This window comes from Mesorhizobium sp. PL10 (assembly GCF_053714315.1).
On sequence record NZ_JBSKBR010000010.1, the window covers coordinates 82,437 to 100,239 of the forward strand.

A 17,803-nucleotide genomic window follows, 5' to 3' on the forward strand; every position below is an offset into this window, starting at 1 on the left:
GGACTTCGATAGCGCCAAGACCGCGGAAATGTTCCGCGACCGGATAAAGTCGGTTCTCATGGGGAAATAAGCGGCCTTGCCGCGCTGCCCTGTATTGAATCCTATTTAACCGCGCCCGCCGTCATGCCCATGATGAGATAGCGCTCCAAGGCAATCCCGATCACCGCCAGCGGGGCGATCGCGGCGGTGGCCAGCGCTGCCATCGACCACCAGTTGATGCCTTGCGAGCCGGTCTGGCTGGCGACCATGACCGGGATGGTCTTGGCGTCGGTCGAGGTCAGCAGCGCGGCGAAAAAGTATTCGTTCCAGCACAGCACCATCGCCAGGATGAAGGCGGCGACCATGCCGGGGAGCGCAATCGGCATGACTATGCGGAAAAAGGCGCCCCAGATCGACAGGCCGTCGACCAGCGCGGCCTCCTCGAGCTCGACGGGAATCGAGTTGAACTGGTCGCGCATGATCCAGATGACGATCGGCAGCACCATCAGCGTGTAGAGCAGGATCAGCCCGATGCGTGTGTCGAGCAGGCCGACCTCGCGGTAGAGCACCAGGAAGGGCAGGGCCAGCACCACCGGCGGCAGGATCAGCTGCGACAGGAAGAAGAAGGAGATGTCCTCGTTCTTGAACCAGGCGAACTGGTAGCGATAGCGGGTCAGCCCGTAGGCGGCGAGGCTGCCGATGATGATGGCTAGGCTCGATGCGCCGACGGAGGTGATGACCGAGTTCATGAAGCGCTTGAGGAATTCGTCGCGCACCGTCGAGGTCCGGAAGATCGAGTCCGGCGACAGGCCGAGCGAGCGCCAGCCCTTCCAGTCCGGCTGGAAGTCGACGAACGGGATCAGATGGCCCTGGGTGACGTCGACGGCCGTCTTGAACGAGGTCGAGATCGTCCAGTAGATCGGGAACAGGCAGATGAAGGCCCAGAACGCCAGCGCGCCATAGATGAACACACGATTGGCCAAAAAGCCCACCGGCGAGCGGATTTCCGAAGCGACATAATCGGTGGTCTGGACGCTCATGCTCCCCCGTCAGTTCACATTGCGCACGAAGCGGTTGGCGAATTTCAACAGCCAGGTCACGAACACGACGATGATGACGAGATAGGCCATCGCCAGCATCGTGCCGTAGCCGACATTCGAACGATCGCGGTATTCGCGGTAGATGAAGCTCGACACTGAATCCGTGGCGCCGCCGGGGCCGCCCGAGGTGACGGTGATGATGATGTCGGCAAGCTTCAGCTTGAAGATGATGCGCAGGATCACCGCCGTCACCGAGACCGGCAGCATCAGCGGGAAGGTAACCTGCCAGAAGGTCTGCCAGGTCGTGGCGCCATCGACACGCGCCGCCTCAAGCACCTCGCGCGACATTGCCTGCAGGCCGGCGAGCAGCATGATCATCATGAACGGGATGAAGGTCCAGGCATCGAGCACCATGATCGAGATGCGGGCGGTGATCGGGTTGGAGAAGAAGGCCGGGTTTTCCCAGCCGAGATAGCGCGCCAGTGTCGCTGCCGGCCCGAACCGGTATTCCATTATCGATTTGCCGACCATCCACGACACCGCGACCGGCGACAGCATCAACGGCATCAGGAAGACGACGCGGAAGAATTTGCGTGCCCGGATCTGCGCGTTGAGCAGCAGCGCCAGGCCAAAGGCGATGGCATATTCGACCAGCACGGCGAGCACGTAGAGCACCATGTTGAACAGCGCGTTGCGGTAGTACGGGTCGGCCAGCATCTGCCAGAAATTGTCGAGCCCATTGAATTTCCGGCCCGTGATGGAACTGAGGTTCCAGTCGGTCAGCGCGATGTAGAAGCCGAACAGCGTCGGAAAGATCACCATGGCGATGGTGAACAACAGTGCCGGCAGCAAAAACAGCGCGCGCTGACCGTCCTCGCCGCGTGTCAGCACCTGGCCGACGCCGAGCGCCACGCCCCACAACACATAGGCATAGACGATGGGGCGCCAGGTCTCGAAACCGAGCGTGGTGACTTCACTCTTGTAGAGGATCTGCAGCGCGATCACGGCCAGCAGGCCAAGCGTGGCCAGGGCCAGCAGGGCAAGGCCGAGCTGCTTGCGGCCCGGCGAGATCAGATCGGCTGGACCGGCGTTTGCCGGCCATGCATTGGTGGTCTGGTCAGCCACGCGTCCCGTCCGTTCAAAACTATGCCTGCGACCGGCCCGAGCCGGTCAGGCCCGGCGGCTTTGCGCCGCCGGACCCATTTCACGGTAACAGCCTACATGCCAAGCGAGGCCTTGTAGAGCTTGATCTGGTTCTCGCGGCCGAGCTGGTCGGTCAGCTTCTCCCAGGCGGCGGCGATGGCATCGGCGCCTTCCTGCGCCTTCATCTTGCCGGCGAAGGTGTTGGCCAGAATATCCTCGGCCGCGCTGTAATACTGGAAGATGCCGGGGATGCGCGGCTCGATCGCCGCATTCGGATGGTTGTAGCTGTCGGCTTCCGACTTGAGGTACGAGGTGATGAACGCCTCGTCGTAGCCGGCCGCCACCCATTCCGGAATGTTGAAATGGCTGTTGCGGTAGGGCTGGAAGCCCGACGGATACGCCGCGCACCAGAGCGAAAGGTCCTTGCCGCCGAGATGGGCGGCGGCAGACCAGGCCGCCTTCTTCTTCTTTTCGTCGCTATCGACGCGGGACATCACATAGACGCCCCAGCCGAGATAGGCGCAGTTCGGCGAAAAGTTCGGGCCGCTCGCAAGTGTGTCCCACTTGCCGGTTTTGGAATTGTAGACATCGTCCGAGCCGGGCAGGATCGAGAAGCCGACGGTGTCGCCGATGACCGAGGAATCGTTGGTCTTGGCGTTGGAGCCGATGTCGCCCCACCACGGGATCATCGAGCCGGTGCCAGCGAGGAACTGGCTGAAGCCGGTGGTGTTGGGATCGGCGTTGATCTGGTCGGCCGGTTCGAAAGGCAGCGCGTCGATCACATCCTGGATGGCACGCACCCAGGCCGGATTGTTGATGCGCGGCTTCATCGTGTCGGCGTCGAAGAGCCAGGCCTTGTCGTCGGGATGCTTGGCATAGCCGGTGGCGCGGCTGCCAAGGAAGTAGAAGCCGAAACCGCCCCAGGCCTTGGGCGCGTCGAGATAACCGTAGACGTCCTGGCCGTTGAACTTCTGGCCCTTGAGGAATTTGGTCACGGCCTGCACCTGCTGCCAGGTCGTCGGCACGCCCCATGGCGTTGCATTGCCGGCGGCTTTCCAGGCGTCGGCAAGACCCTTGTCGGAGAAGACATCGGTGCGATAGTTGAAGTTGTGCGCGTCGCCGTCGACGGTCACCCGATACTGCTTGCCGTCCCAGGTGCCGACAGGCGGCTTGAGATAGTTGACCAGGTCGTCCATTTCGATTTGCTTCTTGACCCAGTCCGGCATCTCGGAGGCCAGCCCCTTGCCGCAAACGTCACCTTCGAACGGCGCACCCATTTCGATAACGTCGAAGTCGACGGTACCGGTGGCGATCGACTGTTGCAGACGGGCGCCGTAATCGGCCTGTGCCAGATCGATCCAGGTGAACTTGGCCCCGGTATAGTCCTCCCACGCCTTCAGGAAGCCGCGGTACAGCACATTGTGCAGGTTCTGGTTGTTGAGACCCATGAAGGTGAGTTCGACGCCGGCGAACTCGCCTTGCTTGACACTGGCCTTGGTAGCGCCAAGGCACATCTCGCCGACCTTCTGGAAGTCGGCGTCTGTCGGCTGACCCTTGCCGACGCCTGGGACCTGCAGAATCTGCGCGCGCAGATCATCGGCGGCGAACGCCGGGCGCGTCAATGCGCCAAGCCCGGTGCCGGATGCCGCCGAGAGTGCGGCCATCGAGGCCGCGCCTTTGAGTATGTCACGCCGGGTCGCACCCGCGCGGACGAGTTTTTCGTACAGACCGACTCTCATCTATTCCTCCCAGAACACAGTCGTGAATTGAAATGCCAATCACTAGGACGCCGAAACGTCGGCAGTTCTCCTTTATCATACGGGGACGTGGGACCCCACCCTGCGTCGCCTGGAGCTCCGATTTTCGGGAAAAAATCCGACTGTCGGATTGGCACTCGCCACTATTCGCGTAATCGATTACCTTGTCAACACGAATGGCTTTTTATCTATAAGATACTGACTTGCCCTTGCCGTTGGCAATGGCTAGCTTCACCGCGAGAAAAGGGGGGACGATGGCTCAAGTCGCGATCACCAATGTGGCCAAGGCGTTCGGAACCGTCAAGGTCCTGCACGATGTCAGCGTCGAAATCGCCGATGGCCAGTTCGTGGTGCTGGTCGGCCCGTCGGGCTGCGGCAAGTCCACGCTGCTCAGAATGGTGGCCGGGCTGGAAACCGTTTCGGGCGGCACGATCGCCATCGGTGAGCGCATCGTCAACAATCTGCCGCCGGCCAAACGCGACATCGCCATGGTGTTCCAGAACTATGCGCTCTATCCGCACAAGACGGTGGAGCAGAACATGGCATTCGCGCTGAAGCTGCGCGGCACCGACCCGGCCGTGGTCGCCGAACGGGTCAAGCGCGCCGCCGACATCCTCGACCTCAATCCCTACCTCAAGCGCTATCCGCGCCAGCTCTCCGGCGGCCAGCGCCAGCGCGTCGCCATGGGCCGCGCCATTGTGCGCAATCCGCAAGTGTTCCTGTTCGACGAGCCACTGTCCAATCTCGATGCCAAGTTGCGTGTGCAGATGCGCACCGAGATCAAGGAACTGCACCAGCGGCTGAAGACCACCACCATCTACGTCACCCACGACCAGATCGAGGCCATGACCATGGCTGACAAGATCGTCGTCATGCGCGATGGCCGTATCGAGCAGGTCGGCGCGCCGCTGGAACTGTTCGACCGGCCGGCCAACCTGTTTGTCGCCGGCTTCATCGGCTCGCCGTCGATGAACCTGCTCAAGGGCGTGGTGCGGAAGGGCGACAAGGTCGAGATAGCGGGCACGCTGTTCCCGATCGCTGCCGGCAGCGCCGCCAGGGAGGGCCAGGCAGTGGTCTACGGCGTGCGGCCCGAGCACCTCGAAATCCACGCCGACGGCGTGCCGGCGAAAATCTCGGTGGTCGAGCCGACCGGTTCCGAAACGCTGGTCTTCCTGCGCTTCGGCGACGGCGAAATGGTGGCGCTGTTTCGCGAACGTCACGACTTCAAGCCGGGTGACACGCTGCATCTGAAGCCGCGTCTCGACCAAGTCCATCTCTTCGACGCGGAGACCGGCAACCGGCTCTGATTCTCCAACCGACTTTTGACCAAACCTGTTTGACGAGGACTGCCATGCTCAAAGGGATCAACCCATTGCTCAACGCCGATGTGCTTCAGGCGTTGCGGGCAATGGGACACGGCGACGACCTGATCATCTGTGACACCAATTTCCCGGCCGATTCGGTTGCAAAGCAGACCGTGCTCGGCAAGCTCCTGCGCATCGACGCGCCGGCGGCCGATGTGGTCAAGGCGGTGCTGTCGCTCTATCCGCTGGACACGTTCGTCGATGACGCTGCCGCCCGCATGGAGATCGTCGGCAAGCCGGCCGACATTCCGCCGGTACAAAAAGAGGTGCAAAAACAGATTGATAAGGCCGAGGGCAAAGCCTGGCCGATGATCTCGGTCGAGCGCTACGCCTTCTACGAGCGCGCCAAGAAAGCCTATTGCGTCATCCAGACTGGCGAGCTTCGCTTCTATGGCTGCTTTGCCTTCCGCAAGGGCGTGGTGCCGCCGGATGCGGAGTAGCACAATGGCATCCGGCAAGCCTGTCGTCATATTGGGCGTCTTTGTCGCCGACACCGCCTATCGTGCCGATCGGCAGCCGCGCATGGGCGAGACCATCCTTGGCAATTCCTTCAAGCTGGGGCCGGGCGGCAAGGGCTCGAACCAGGCGGTGGCGGCCGGCAAGCTTGGCGCCGACGTCACCTTCCTGACCCGGCTCGGCGTGGATGCTTTTGCCGATATGGCCAAGGCGACCTGGAAAGATGCTGGCGTGAAATCAGCCGTCATCGATACGCCCGAGAGCTATACGGGTGCCGCCTATATCTTCATCGAGGAAACCACCGGCAACAACGCCATCATCGTCAGCCCGGGTGCAGCGATGCTGATCTCGCCTGAAGACATCGAGGCCAATGCCGGCCTGATCGGTTCGGCCGGCGTCTTCGTCACCCAGCTCGAGCAGCCGATCGATGCGGCGCTACGCGCCCTCGAGATCGCGCGCGGGGCAGGGGTGACCACCATCCTCAATCCGGCGCCGGCGGCAAAACTGCCGGATCGCATCTACGCGCTTTGCGACTATGTCACCCCCAACGAGACCGAGGCCGAGGAACTGACCGATATCAAGGTTACCTCCATCGACGACGCCCGCCGCGCCGCCGACAGCCTGCTCGGGAAAGGTGTCGGTTCGGTCATCATCACGCTTGGCGAAAAAGGTGCGCTTCTGCACACGGCGGATCGGTCCGATCATGTTCCCGTGGTCAGTGCCGGCCCCGTGGTCGAAACCACCGGTGCGGGCGATGCCTTCAATGGCGGCCTGGCCGCCGCACTTGCCAAGGGCGTGGAGCCGCTGCAAGCCGTGCGCTTCGCCTGCGCCGTCGCCGGCATTTCGGTGACGCGGCCAGGCACGGCGCCATCCATGCCGACGCTGCAAGAGGTCGAGGCGCTGCTGGCGAAGGTTTGATCTCGACCACGTCCCATTGGAACCTTACCAGTCTGGATCGTTGTCGGGCCAATATGCACGAAGGCAACCGAATCGGCGTGGGATGCCAAGCCGCCGTTTGGCGTTAAAAAGCCATCTCCGAATGAGCCCACTGTGAGGCGCTCTCTGTCACATTGGGCACGATCGTGTACCCATCCGCGATCAACCGCAGCCTCATTTCCTCGAAGTGCCTTTTGAAACCGTTCTCGATGCGGCTTTGCGGGTAGCGCCGTCCGTGCATGCATTCCTGGCTCAGGATGCCGGAATACATCTGGGCGCTGATCGTTCTCAATGCGTCTTCGGAGATCTGCTTGTTGGTGCCGTTGGACCAGCATCGGCCTGCCGACGCCACCAGCGTCGCTGCCTACAAGCCTGTCAAAAACCTCGCCGCCTTGGTCCCTTCCCGACCAAGGTGGCACATTAGCAACAGATAATGTTAATCGGCGATCCGGTCTTGCGCCTTTGGCATAGGTGTCCCGTAATGGGCCGCCGCGTCTGGCACCGCAATTGCATTGTCAGCAATGCCGGGGGCATCGGTCGCTCCTGGCAAGCCGGGGGGCGATTGGGGCCCGTCGCTTCTAAAAATGAAGCGGCGGGCTCTTAGCTGCCGCCTGAATAGCCGAAACATTGGGTGCTGGGCCATTATGTATTTTCCGCAGTTTCTGGTGGGCATGTTCGCAACGTCGTTCATCGTTGCGATCTGGGCCGAAATGGCAACTGGATCCATCTGGAAGGCGCTCGGCTGGACTGTTCTTGCAATGGTTATTCTTCAGCTTGGATACCTCGGCCTCGTCGTCCGCCTGATCTACAGGCGGGAATCGGAAGGCATCGAGGGAAATGGTGCGAGTGGGGCTCGAGCCGGCGACCTCCGGCGTGACAAGCCTGCACTCTAGCCGGCTGATCTACACCCGGCGCAGCATTGATCGCTGCAAGGGATCGATCTGAACTAACGCATTCAAGGAGACATCTTTGACATCAACGTCGACATTTCTCCAGCACCAAGGATCGTGACCCTTGAAGAGAAATGGCGCGAGTGACGGGGCTCGAACCCGCGACCTCCGGCGTGACAGGCCGGCACTCTAACCAACTGAGCTACACCCGCGCATTGACGAGCACGTGTCAGCCGTGTTCGTCGTTGGGGCGGTGGATAAGGGGTTCGCCACCGGGTGTCAAGCGCAGCTGCGCAGCTTAAACGCAAACAGGAGAAGGTTTTTTGACCGGCGGCAATTTGGCCCCGAAAACCGGTATGCGGCTAAACTCATCCCTGATCATTTGGCCTTGCGAAGCCGGTTGCGACCGCTTAAAGGTCCGGCCGGAGCGGGCGATTAGCTCAGTTGGTAGAGCGCTTCGTTTACACCGAAGATGTCGGCGGTTCGAGCCCGTCATCGCCCACCAAGATCCCGGCCCACCAAGATCCCGGCCCACCAAGATCCCGGAATGCCGGGCGCGGCCATGACCGGCCGCACCCGACTTTCATACCGGCACCAGTTTACTGCCTGACGAAGCAGGTCTTCTTGGCACGAGGAGCGGGATCCTCGTCGAAGGAGTCGTTGTTGCAACGCACGCCATTCCGGAAAACGCCTTGTGTGAACCGGCCCCGCGCACCGTATCTCACCATTTTGCGTCCACGGAAATCGCAGTACTGATTCTCCCTGGCGCAGGCCACCCATCTGCCGCGACCCTGGCCGTAGTCGTCATCGCCGTAATTGTCGTCGCCGTAGTTGTCGTCATTGTCGCCATAATCGTTACCGCCGCCGCGCCTCACGATATAGCAAGCCTTGTCACGGCCGGGCGCGGGATCGCCGAAGACACGGTTCGAGCAGGGCACGGCAGGACGATCGAAAAAGCGCGAGGTGGTCTGTCCGCGCGCGCCATAGACCACTTCGGCTGGATAGGGCAGGCGGCAGATGCCGCCTTCATCAGCGCATCGCTGCATGCGCTGAGCTGACGCCGTGGCGGGGAAAAGAACGGAAGCGGCCGAGGCCAGGCCAACCAGGCAGATGACTGTGAGCGCCATCCGGATCAGGGCGTTGGAGGTTTTTGACACGATTTGTCTCCCTTATGATTCACGCGAGCTATCCTATAGCAGCCTGGCTAAATGCACGATGAATGAAAGCCATCGCAAGGCAGGCACCATGACGGGGACGAGATCCAGACATGGGGCAGGGAGCTGCTGCCACCATTTGGATTTGATAAGGGTCTTCGGTAGCAACGTCGTACTGGGCTCTTGGGGAGAGGCAAGAAATGATCGACCATTCAGGGCGCTGGCTGTTGCCGCTGGCAATCTTGCTGGCAATCTGCGGCGCTGGGCGTTTCGCCTATGCGACGGACGCCGGCGATGGCGTCGACCAGCCGGCGGCTAAAGCGGCCCTGCTCAAGGCCTATCCCGGACTTTTCACCATCAAGGGCAATGTCCTGACCTGGAGCGACGGCACCACCATGGTGTGGGACGACGGCAAGCTACGCGACGCCGAAGCGCTGCTGGAGAGCCCAGACATCGAAGACATGTTTCGCTACGTCTACCCGACGGCAGCGGAAGGCGTTTTGATCCCGGCGGAGGATTTCGATCCCGGCCGTATCCGCAACGAAGCCTTCTTCGAGAAGCTTTACGGGGCAAGTGCCGCGGAGGTCGGCAAGCACATCGCCAACGTCAAATGGCTGCCGAAACTCGGCAAGAAAACCGCGCAGGTCACCAGGGTTTTCGGCATCAACGACCGGCTGGCCAAAGTCTCCGATGCCCTGGAGGCGATGCCCGCGGAGTTGAGCCGTTACGGGCTCAAGCCCGGCGGCGGCTTTGTCTGGCGACCCATCGCCGGCACGGACCGGTTGAGCGTGCACTCTTTTGGAGCGGCCTTCGATATCAATGTCGGTTTCTCCGACTATTGGTACAACAACAGAAACAAGACCAACCCGAAGGCAAACATACCATTCAAGAACCGGATCCCGCTCGAGGTGGTCGAACTGTTTGAGAAAAACGGCTTCATCTGGGGCGGGCGCTGGTACCACTACGACACCATGCACTTCGAATATCGGCCCGAACTCCTGCTATACAAGAAGTCCGGCTGATCGGCGCTGACCGCAGGCTCAAGGTGGCAGCAGCCGGAAATCCTTGCCTTCGGGCAGCAATTGCCCGCCGTCGACGACAATGGTGGTGCCGGTGATGTAGCTGGCATCGTCGGAGGCCAGGAACAGAAAGGCGTTGGCCACGTCGCGCGGGCTGCCGAGGCGGCCGAGCGGGATCGAATCCTCCATGTTCTTGATATAGGCCGCACCCCGATGCAGCTCGATCGCTTCGGTCAGGATGTTGCCCGGCTCGACGCCGTTGACGGTAATGCCGTAGCCGGAAAATTCGAGCGCTGCCGAGCGGATGAAGCCGTTGATGCCGGCCTTGCTGGCGCTGTAATGGCCGTGGCCGGGGCTTGAGACGCGCGGGCCGGTGATCGACGAGGTGTAGAGCATGCGCCCGTAACCCTGCGCCTTCATCGGCGCGAGTGCCGCCAGCGTGGCGTTGAAGGTGCCGCGCAGATTGACCGCCATCACCCGGTCCCAGTCGTCCGGGCTGGTGTTTTCGATCAGTTGCCAGGGATAGATGCCGGCATTCTGCACGACGATGTCGAGGCGGCCGTGGCGGCTCAGCGCCAGCGCCACCGCGGCCTCGGCGTCCGCCATTTGCGAGATGTCGGTGCGGATGAAGGCAGCGCCAAACTCTTCCGCGGTCGCTTGTCCGGCCTCGGTTTCGCTGTCGGCCAGCACCAGCCTTGCACCTTCTTCGGCAAAGCGCTGCGCAATGCCTTTACCGATGCCGCGTGCGCTGCCGACGATCAGCGCGACCTTGTCTTGCAGCCGTCCGGTCATGCGAGTCGTCCTCTCATGCGAGTCTTTGGCGAATGGTTTGCTTGAAGGCGTCGAGCAGCACGGCGGCCAACACCAGCAGGCCGTGGATCACCTGGGTGAAATTGGCCGGCAGGCCCATCAGATTGATCGCGGTGTTGATGGAGGAGAGCAGGAGCACGCCGGCATAGACGCCGGGCAGGGTGCCGACGCCGCCTTTCAGGCTGACGCCGCCAATGACGACGGCGGCAAAGGCGTTGAACAGCAGCCCGACGCCGAGATTGGCGGTTGCGCCCGAAGTGCGGATGGCGAGCAGCCAGCCGGCGAGGCCGGCAATAGCGCCGGCAAGCACAAAGGCAATGATCAAATTGCGGTTGACGCGGATGCCGGCACGGAAAGTCGCGGTTTCATTGCCGCCGATCATGATCAAGTGCCGGCCGAACGGCGTCTTGGCCATGATCAGCGAGAACAGGACGAAACAGGCGACGGCGATCCAGGCGGTCAGCGGCAGACCGGCGAGGCGCTGGATGCCGAACCAGCGGATGGCCGGCGCCAGATCCTGCGCCGAGCGGCCGCCGGAGATCACCAGCACCAGGCCGCGCACCCAGATGTAGGACGCCAGCGTTATGATGAAGGCGCTCATCTTCACCTTGACCACGAGATAGCCGTTGAAGGCACCGATGATGCCGCCGACGGCCAGAGCGATCAGCAGCGAAACCGGAACCATCAACCATTGTGGATTGAGCTGAATGCCCATGCCGATGCCCGATGAGCAGAACAGGATGCCGACTGTCATGGCGCTGAGTGCGGCCACCGATTCCACCGACAGGTCCATATGGCCGGCAATGATGACCAGCGACAGGCCGATCGACATCACGCCGAGCACGCTCGAGGCCTCGATGATGTTGGCGAAGATACCGAGCTGGAAATAGTTCGGGACGAAGATGGAAAAGACGATCAACACAAAGACCAGCATGAACCAGACGAGGTTGTCGAGGACGAACTCCAGGGCTTTGCGGGTGCGCGGGTTCATGGGCTGATCCGGTTGGCGCCCCCTGCGAAATCAACTCGATTTCGTCGGGTTCAGGCGCGGTTCTAAATTCGCCAAGGCGTCCTTGTCGGACGCGGCGTTGTGAAGGTCAGGCTCCGGGCCGCAATGGCCCGGAGCGCTTCGCCAAGCGACTATTCGACAGACTTGATCGTGTCCGTCGGCGGCTTCTGGTTGCCCCAGAAGGCCGGATTGTCGACGTTTTCCTTGGTGATGGCCGCGCCGGGGATCTTGATGTTGGGGCCCCAGGCTTCCTTGGTCACGGTCGACTTCAAGCCGAGCACGTCATACTCGCCGGGCTTGATTTCTTCCTTCTTGACGACCTTGTCCATGAACATGGCGACGGCCGCGGCTTGCGCGTAGAGCGGTTGCTCGACTTCGACGTTGAGCCAGCCCTTGCGGATCAGGTCGAGACCGACCGGAGCGCCGTTCGAGCTCATCAGCATGACGTCGCCCGGCTTCTTGCCGGCGGCCTCGAGCGAGGCGACGGCGGCAACCGAGAGGTGCGCTGCATGGCTGAAGATCAGGTCGATGTCGGGGTTCGCAAGTATCTGGTCGTTGACGATGGTCCCGGCTGCATCCGCCGCCCATTGCATGGCCGGCAGCGAGATGATCTTGACGTCCGGAAACGCCTTCATCTTCTCCTCGAAACCCTTCTGGATGTCGAGCGTGTAGGGGTCGCCGGGATCGCCCAGCACCTGCAGCACCTTGCCCTTCACCGAACCGTTCTTGGCTTTCAGAAGCTTTTCAGCCTGGTCGGCGGCGACGTAGCCGATCTCGACGGTGCCTGCCACCGAGGTGAAGTCCGACGGGGTCGAGGTGATCTGGCGGTCGAACTCCACCACCGGAATGCCGGCGGCGCGAGCGGCTTCGATGGACGGCTTCAGCGCGTTGAAATCGACGGCGGCCAGGATGATCGCCGCAGGCTTCAGCGCAATGACGTCGTTCATCTGCGATTGCTGCGCATCGGTCTTGTTGTCGGCGTTGAGTGTCTTCACCTCATAGCCGACCTGCTTGAGGAACAGCTCCAGCGCGCTCACCGAGCCGGTCTGGAATTCATCGAGCAGGGTAGGGACCATATAATAGACGGTGCCCTTGGTCTGGGCCCATGCCGGCGCGAGCGAGGCAAAGGCCAGTGCCAGGATACCGAAGACAAGAACTAGTATTCGCTTCATGTCGTTCGCTCCTCTTTTATACCGGACCCCTCTTTTGTCCCTCAACTTGCCGGTCCGGCACCGGCAAGCGTCTCACCGGTGATCATGTTGATCACCGCATCGGGACTTGTTTTGTTGCGCGCGACATCGCCGGCCACGACGCCGTGGCGGATCACCACGATCCTGTCGGCGACCTGAAAAGCCTGTTGCATGATGTGGGTGATGATGACGACGCCAATGCCCTGGTTGGCGACCTGGCGGATCATATCGAGACCACGCCTGGTCTGCTCGACGCCAAGGGCCGCGAACGGCTCGTCGAGCAGGACGAGCTTGCCGCCCCAATGCACGAAGCGGTTGAGCTCGATCGCCTGGCGCTGGCCGCCCGAGAGGTGCTCGACATTGGTGCGCAGCGACGGGATGCGGGTGCCCGCGCTTGCCAGCGCCTTGCCGACGACGGCTTCCATGGCGCGCTCATCGAGGATCGGAATGCCGAGCACTTTCCTGGTGATCTCGCGGCCCATGAAGAAATTGGCGACGACGTCGACATTGGTGCACAGCGACAGGTCCTGGTAGACGGTCTCGATCCCCGCCGCCTTGGCCTCGGCCGGCGATTTCGCCAGAAACTCCTTGCCCTCGAACAGCATGCGGCCCGAGCTCGGCTCGAGGCCGCCGGCAATGATCTTGACCAGCGTCGACTTGCCGGCGCCATTGTCTCCGAGCAGCGCCACGACCTCGCCCTTGCCGATCGAGAAGCTGATGCCGCGCAACGCCTGGATGGCGCCGTAATTCTTGGTGACGTTTTCGAGTACCAGCAGCGGTTCGGTCATGCCGCCACTCCTTTGCTCTGCATGAGATCTGACCGGCGCTCGCGCTCGGCGATGAACATCTGGCCGAAGCGCGGCGACAGCACACCGGACACGGCCAATGCGGCGGCACCGCGCAGCACCGAATGCTGGCCACCGGTTGCTACCATCACGCGCGGGGTCTTGCGGTCGCGCCGCGCCGAGATCGAATTGGGAAGCTGCGCCGCCGCGCCGACCAGTCTTTCAAGGAGGTCGGTAGGGGCGAGCCCGCCGAGGACGACGGTTTCGGGGTCGAACATATTCTCGATGGTGACGATGGCGTTGCGGAAGATCGGCGCGACTTCGGCCACCCAGGCCGCTTCGCCGATGTTGCGGCGGCGCAGCGCTTCAAGTGAAAGATAGCGTTCGAGGCAACCATGATTGCCGCAGGGACAGAGTTCGCCGCCGGGGACAGCTGGGATGTGTCCGATTTCGCCTGCATTGCCCCATGCACCGCGCATCACTGCGCCGTCATGGACGATGACGCCGCCAAGGCCGACGCCGAAATAGAGGTAGTAATATTCGGAATAGCCGGCGCCGAGACCATAGAGGCGCTCGCCCATGGCGGCCGCCGCCATGTCGGTTTCGAAGAAGGCCGGCAGCCCGGTCGATGCCGTCAGCCGTTCCGGCAGCGCCACATCCTTCCAGCCGGCCATGGTCGTGGGGCCAACAAAACTCATCGATTCCACGCCGAACGGCCCAGGCAGCGCCATGCCGATGCCGAGCACGCGGCCGCCGGGACGCAACGCGGTCAATTCCGGCACGATGGCGCCGATCAGCTCGAAGGCATGGTCGGGCGTCGCGTGCGGCGCCTCGCGGTGCGTGCTCTCGATGACGTCGCCGCTAAGATTGATCAGCGCAGCGTCGATGCCGAGCGGGGTGAGGTGGATCCCGACGGCATAGCCGCCTTCAGGATTGATCCGGAGCGTCGCCGGTGGCAGGCCGCGCCCGCGCGGCTCTTCGCGCAGCGACAGCACATAGCCGTGTTCTTCCAACTCGCGAACGATGGTCGACACGGTCTGGACGGTGAGGCCGACGCGGCTGGCAATGTCGCCGCGGGCAATAGGCCCGTGCAGACGGATGGACTCCAGCACGATGCGCCGATTGTAAGGCCGCCCGAACTCCTGATTGGTCCCTCGCAGTGCCATTTCCCTCTCCCTGGGAGAGGTGAGACTTGCATAGGCAATTTATTCAGTCAAATGGAATTCAAAAATAATTTGTGACGGTTCCGGACCGCGGTGCAGGACCTGTCCCATGCGCCGCGCTGGCCGATTGCGGTCGAGCTGAAACCACCGCAATGGTGCATGACATCAGGCGGGCGCGAGGCTCGCCCGGCCGACAGTTCAGCAGGGAAAAACGATGATCGAACTGCCTTTTGCGCGCGACGAGTACCAGCAGCGGCTCAAGAAAATTCGCGCCGAGATGGGCAAGCGTGGGCTCGAACTGCTTGTCGTCAACGACGTCGCCAACCAGCACTACATCACCGGCTATGACGGCTGGTCGTTCTACACGCCGCAGATGGTGCTGGTTGCGATTGAGCAGGAGGCCGAGCCGGTCTGGATCGGCCGCGCCATGGACGCCGCCGGCGGTCTGCTGACCGCCTGGATGAAGCCGGAGAATGTCGTCGGCTTCCCGGAAGACCATGTCCAGCGTGCGGACCGTCATCCGATGGACTGGATCGCGGCCTGGATCGTCGCCAAGGGCTGGGGTGCCCGACATATCGGCATCGAGCTTGAAGCGTACTATTTCTCGCCGAAGGCCCATGCGCGGCTCGTCACCGGCCTGCCCAATGCGAGATGGCACGATGCCGATCTGTTGGTGAACTGGATCCGTGCGGTCAAATCTGCGCCCGAGATCGCCTATCTGCGCAAGGCGTCGACCTTGGCAGAAGCGGCTGTCGCACGGGCCTTCGAAGTCATCGCGCCTGGGGTGCGCGAATGCGATGCGATCGCCGCCATCCAGGCGGCGCAGATCGCCGGCAGCCCGGACTTTGCCGGCGATATCACGGCGCTGCCGCCGACAATCCTTGGCGGTGAAAACGCGTCCGCGCCACACATCATGTGGAGCGACCGCCGCTTCGGCAAGGACGAGACGATCGCGCTCGAACTCGCCGGCGTCTGCCGCCGCTATGCCGCCGGCCTCGCCAGGACCATGCAGCTCGGCAAGACGCCGACGCGTGTCGCCGACACCGCAAAGGCGGTCATCGAAGGCATGGATGCGGTGCTCGATGCGGTCCGGCCAGGCACCACTGCCGAAGCGGTCGAAGCCGCCTGGCGCAAGGTCATCCAGCGCTATGGGCTGAAGAAGGAATCGCGCATCGGCTATTCCATCGGCGTCGCCTATCCGCCGGATTGGGGCGAGCATACGATTAGCCTGAGACCCGGCGACAAGACGGTGCTGCTATCAGGCAATGTCGTCCATTCCATTCTCGGCATGTGGATGGACGGCTGGGGCATCGAGGTCAGCGAGACCATCCTGGTGACCGAGACCGGCAACGAGACGCTGACGAAATTCCCGCGAGACATCCATGTCAAATCCTGACTGGTCAGCCGTGACTGCCGCGACCGATATTGGTGCCGGCACTCTCAACCGGATAATCGAGATCCGCCGCCATCAGCCCCGCCATCCCGAGCTTCGAAACGCTCAGTACTTGATGATCCGCCGTTCGATCAGCACCACGACGCAGAACAGGGCGATCGACAGGCCCGACGACAGCACGATCGCCGCATAGAGCCGGTCCGACTGGTAGTTGAAGCTCGCCTGGATGATCAGCGCGCCGAGCCCTTTGTCGGAGCCGATCCATTCGCCGACAATGGCGCCGATGACGGCGGTGGCCGAGGCGATGCGCAGCGAAGAGAACAGCATCGGCAGCGCGCGCGGCAGGCGCAGGCTCCAGAACACCTCCCAGCGCGTCGCCGACAGCACGCGAAACAGCTCGTGCTCGTTGCTGTTGGCCGAATCCAGGCCGCGGATCATGTTGACCAGCGTCGGGAAGAAACAGATCACGGCGGCAATGACGATCTTCGGCGTCATGCCCAGCCCGAAGATCAGCATGATGATCGGCGACAGCGCCAGGATCGGAATGGTGTTGAAGAACAGCACGATCGGGAAATAGGCAGCCTGCAGCACGCGGTTGTGCACGAACAGCACCGCCAGAAGCACGCCGGCAAGATTGCCGATGACGAAGCCCGACAGCGCCTCGATCAGCGTCGGCCAGAGATTGCCGAGCAGCAGCGAGAAGCTTTTCTGGAACACGCCAAAAATCGCGGTCGGCGTCGGCACGATATAGGCCGGCACGCCGAGCCATGGAAGCAGGAACTGCCAGGTCACCACGATCGAGGCCGCGCCCAGAATGGGCAACGCGATCGCGAGCATTGGCGGCAAGGGCGCCTGTCTCATGAAGCCTGCTCCAGCGCAATACGCAGTTCCGCCATGGCGGCCACGATTGCCGGGTCCTCGCGCTTGCAGCGGTTGCTGTCCTGCTTGAACGGCCGCATGTCGAGATCCTTGACCAGCCGTCCCGGGTTGGCGGCGAGCACGATCACGCGCTCGCCGAGATAGGCGGCCTCGGCGATGGAATGGGTGACGAACAGGATGGTGGTGCCGGTGCGTCGCCACAGCGCCAGAAGCTCGTCATTGAGGCGGTCGCGGGTGATTTCGTCCAGGGCGCCGAACGGCTCGTCCATCAACAGCAGCTTCGGCTGTCCGAGCAGCGCGCGGGCGATCGCCACGCGCTGCCGCTGGCCGCCGGAAAGCTGGTGCGGCAGTCGCTCGCCAAAACCGCCAAGCCCCATCAGTTCCAGCAATTCTTCCGAGCGGTCTTCGATCTGGCGCGTCAGGCTGCCTTGCCCGACGCCGAGCGGCAGCCGCACATTGTCGCGCACCGTACGCCAGGGCAGCAGCGTCGAATCCTGGAAGACGAAACCGACATCGCGGCGCGAGCGCACCGCATGCGGCGTGTCACCGAGCACGCTGATCGTACCGCCGAGCGGGTCCAGCAGATCGGCCACCACCCGGAGCAAGGTCGACTTGCCGCAGCCCGACGGTCCAAGGATCGACAGGAACGAGCCGGCCGCGACGGTGAGGTCGAGGCCCGCAAGCACCTTGACGGCCTGATGCCGGCCGCCATAGCCGACATCGAGCCTGTTTGCCTCGATCGCGTTCGCCATCAGATCAGCATGACGTTTGATCGTCATGTTGATCTAACTTTTTGCTGGAGCATGATCTTTTCCAAAAACCGGTTCCCACTTTTT

The 17,803-nt window shown here is 62.5% G+C and carries 18 protein-coding genes and 2 tRNA genes; 7 read left to right on the forward strand and 13 right to left on the reverse strand.

From position 1 onward, the window contains the following. Positions 1–101 precede the first annotated feature (101 nt). The 3 genes from ACWGTO_RS17730 to ACWGTO_RS17740 form a co-directional block, all read right to left on the reverse strand. Positions 102–1,019: a carbohydrate ABC transporter permease gene (locus ACWGTO_RS17730; RefSeq protein WP_112561378.1), complete on the reverse strand. Its 918-nt coding sequence runs from the start codon at positions 1,017–1,019 to the stop codon at positions 102–104. Positions 1,020–1,028: 9 nt separating this feature from the next. Then, positions 1,029–2,144 carry a carbohydrate ABC transporter permease gene (locus tag ACWGTO_RS17735; RefSeq protein ID WP_454576107.1) on the reverse strand — a complete coding sequence of 372 codons (1,116 nt, stop codon included), beginning with the start codon at positions 2,142–2,144 and terminating at the stop codon, positions 1,029–1,031. Between the two features lie 92 nt (positions 2,145–2,236). After that, positions 2,237–3,901: an ABC transporter substrate-binding protein gene (locus ACWGTO_RS17740; protein ID WP_454576108.1), complete on the reverse strand. Its 1,665-nt coding sequence runs from the start codon at positions 3,899–3,901 to the stop codon at positions 2,237–2,239. Between the two features lie 272 nt (positions 3,902–4,173). Here ACWGTO_RS17740 and ACWGTO_RS17745 point away from each other — a divergent pair, with 272 nt between their 5' ends. The 3 genes from ACWGTO_RS17745 to rbsK are packed head-to-tail and all read left to right on the forward strand — an operon-like array spanning position 4,174 to position 6,657. After that, positions 4,174–5,226: an ABC transporter ATP-binding protein gene (locus ACWGTO_RS17745; protein WP_454576109.1), complete on the forward strand. Its 1,053-nt coding sequence runs from the start codon at positions 4,174–4,176 to the stop codon at positions 5,224–5,226. Positions 5,227–5,270: 44 nt separating this feature from the next. After that, positions 5,271–5,723, forward strand: a complete 453-nt coding sequence (locus ACWGTO_RS17750) for an RbsD/FucU family protein (RefSeq protein WP_454576110.1) — start codon at positions 5,271–5,273, stop codon at positions 5,721–5,723. A 4-nt stretch (positions 5,724–5,727) separates the two neighbouring features. Then, positions 5,728–6,657: a ribokinase gene (gene rbsK, locus ACWGTO_RS17755; RefSeq protein WP_454576111.1), complete on the forward strand. Its 930-nt coding sequence runs from the start codon at positions 5,728–5,730 to the stop codon at positions 6,655–6,657. A gap of 103 nt (positions 6,658–6,760) precedes the next feature. Here rbsK and ACWGTO_RS17760 read toward each other — a convergent pair whose 3' ends face one another. Next, positions 6,761–7,027: a hypothetical protein gene (locus ACWGTO_RS17760; RefSeq protein WP_454576112.1), complete on the reverse strand. Its 267-nt coding sequence runs from the start codon at positions 7,025–7,027 to the stop codon at positions 6,761–6,763. Positions 7,028–7,319: 292 nt separating this feature from the next. Here ACWGTO_RS17760 and ACWGTO_RS17765 point away from each other — a divergent pair, with 292 nt between their 5' ends. After that, positions 7,320–7,568, forward strand: a complete 249-nt coding sequence (locus ACWGTO_RS17765) for a hypothetical protein (RefSeq protein WP_454576113.1) — start codon at positions 7,320–7,322, stop codon at positions 7,566–7,568. 132 nt (positions 7,569–7,700) lie between these two features. Here the strand turns inward: ACWGTO_RS17765 and ACWGTO_RS17770 are convergent. Then, positions 7,701–7,777, reverse strand: a tRNA-Asp gene (locus ACWGTO_RS17770). Positions 7,778–7,994: 217 nt separating this feature from the next. On the opposite strand from ACWGTO_RS17770, the gene ACWGTO_RS17775 reads away from it, so the two are divergent. Next, a tRNA-Val gene (locus ACWGTO_RS17775) sits at positions 7,995–8,070 on the forward strand. 94 nt (positions 8,071–8,164) lie between these two features. Here the strand turns inward: ACWGTO_RS17775 and ACWGTO_RS17780 are convergent. After that, positions 8,165–8,722 (reverse strand): hypothetical protein, encoded by a 558-nt coding sequence (locus tag ACWGTO_RS17780; RefSeq protein WP_454576114.1) that lies wholly within the window; start codon positions 8,720–8,722, stop codon positions 8,165–8,167. Between the two features lie 197 nt (positions 8,723–8,919). On the opposite strand from ACWGTO_RS17780, the gene ACWGTO_RS17785 reads away from it, so the two are divergent. Next, positions 8,920–9,741: a M15 family metallopeptidase gene (locus ACWGTO_RS17785; protein WP_454576115.1), complete on the forward strand. Its 822-nt coding sequence runs from the start codon at positions 8,920–8,922 to the stop codon at positions 9,739–9,741. Positions 9,742–9,759: 18 nt separating this feature from the next. Here the strand turns inward: ACWGTO_RS17785 and ACWGTO_RS17790 are convergent, their stop codons facing one another. From ACWGTO_RS17790 to ACWGTO_RS17810, 5 genes are all read right to left on the reverse strand, one after another. Next, entirely contained in the window at positions 9,760–10,530 is a 771-nt protein-coding gene (locus ACWGTO_RS17790) for an SDR family oxidoreductase (protein WP_454576116.1), read from the reverse strand. A 13-nt stretch (positions 10,531–10,543) separates the two neighbouring features. Beyond that, complete coding sequence (locus tag ACWGTO_RS17795) at positions 10,544–11,539, reverse strand: ABC transporter permease (protein WP_454576117.1); 996 nt, start codon at positions 11,537–11,539, stop codon at positions 10,544–10,546. A 149-nt stretch (positions 11,540–11,688) separates the two neighbouring features. Continuing rightward, positions 11,689–12,729, reverse strand: coding sequence for a sugar ABC transporter substrate-binding protein (locus ACWGTO_RS17800; protein ID WP_454576118.1), 1,041 nt, complete (start codon positions 12,727–12,729; stop codon positions 11,689–11,691). A gap of 41 nt (positions 12,730–12,770) precedes the next feature. Then, positions 12,771–13,535, reverse strand: coding sequence for an ATP-binding cassette domain-containing protein (locus ACWGTO_RS17805; protein ID WP_454576119.1), 765 nt, complete (start codon positions 13,533–13,535; stop codon positions 12,771–12,773). After that, a complete protein-coding gene (locus ACWGTO_RS17810; RefSeq protein WP_454576120.1) occupies positions 13,532–14,698 on the reverse strand; it encodes an ROK family transcriptional regulator in 1,167 nt (388 codons plus the stop codon). Before ACWGTO_RS17810 ends, ACWGTO_RS17805 begins: the two co-directional genes overlap by 4 nt. 211 nt (positions 14,699–14,909) lie before the next feature. Between ACWGTO_RS17810 and ACWGTO_RS17815 the strand changes: the two genes are divergently transcribed. After that, the gene (locus tag ACWGTO_RS17815) at positions 14,910–16,091 is read left to right on the forward strand and encodes a M24 family metallopeptidase (protein WP_454576121.1); all 1,182 of its coding nucleotides are present in this window, start codon (positions 14,910–14,912) and stop codon (positions 16,089–16,091) included. A 102-nt stretch (positions 16,092–16,193) separates the two neighbouring features. On the opposite strand, the gene ACWGTO_RS17820 is transcribed toward ACWGTO_RS17815, so the two are convergent. Together ACWGTO_RS17820 and ACWGTO_RS17825 are read right to left on the reverse strand one after the other, a co-directional pair. Beyond that, on the reverse strand, positions 16,194–16,949 hold the full coding sequence (locus tag ACWGTO_RS17820) for an ABC transporter permease (RefSeq protein ID WP_454576122.1): 756 nt from the start codon (positions 16,947–16,949) through the stop codon (positions 16,194–16,196). Continuing rightward, complete coding sequence (locus tag ACWGTO_RS17825) at positions 16,946–17,719, reverse strand: ABC transporter ATP-binding protein (protein WP_454576271.1); 774 nt, start codon at positions 17,717–17,719, stop codon at positions 16,946–16,948. The genes ACWGTO_RS17820 and ACWGTO_RS17825 overlap by 4 nt, the downstream gene beginning before the upstream one ends. Positions 17,720–17,803: the final 84 nt, after the last annotated feature.